The organism is Mesorhizobium sp. M2A.F.Ca.ET.067.02.1.1 (assembly GCF_004023285.1).
In the GTDB taxonomy this organism is placed as follows: Bacteria; Pseudomonadota; Alphaproteobacteria; order Rhizobiales; family Rhizobiaceae; genus Mesorhizobium.
In genome coordinates, this window is sequence record NZ_RZSB01001324.1 from 1 (window position 1) to 715 (window position 715).

The window sequence follows — 715 nt, forward strand, 5'->3', positions numbered from 1 at the left end:
GATGCATGGCGCTGCCGGCCTGCGCGGCGATCGGCTTGGCCATGAAGGTCGCGTGCATGCCGTTCGCCTGCGCGATCTGCCGCGCCAGGCGCTTGAACAGAAGCACCTGGTCGGCGAGCGTCAGCGGATCGCCATGCAGCAGATTGATCTCGAGCTGCGCCGTGCCGGATTCATGGATCAGCGTCTCCACCGGCAAGCCCACGACGGCGGCATGTTCATAGAGCCGCCGCGTCACCGCTTCGAACTCCTCCATCGCCTGCATGTCGTAGGGATGCTGCACGTTTTCCGGCCGGCCGTTGCGCCCGACCGGCGCAGTGATGGGACGATCCGGGTCGGGATTCGGCGCCGTGAGGTAGAATTCGAGCTCCGGCGCCACCACCGCGCGCCAGCCGCGCTGCTCATAAAGCCCGAGCACGGCTTTCAGCACATGGCGCGGCGAGGCCATCCACGGCCGGTCGTCCATGTGGAACGTATCGGCAAAAACATAGGCTCGGCCGGCGCTGCCTGGCGCAAGGCACAGGCTCGAAACGTCGGGCACCATGCGCATGTCCGGGTCGGAATAGGCAAAGGCCTCATCGATGGAGCCGGAATAGCGGCCGTCGATCGCCACCAGGAAGGCGCTGCTCGGTAAATACAGCGCTCGGTCGTCGAGCGACTTGAGGAACTTGGCTACCGGCAAGGTCTTGCCGCGCAACACGCCGTTGACGTCGGGCAC

1 pseudogene is annotated in these 715 nt (G+C 65.9%); it reads right to left on the reverse strand.

The window, feature by feature from the left end:
• Positions 1–715, reverse strand: a pseudogene (locus EOA28_RS37600) (glutamine synthetase); the annotation flags it as partial.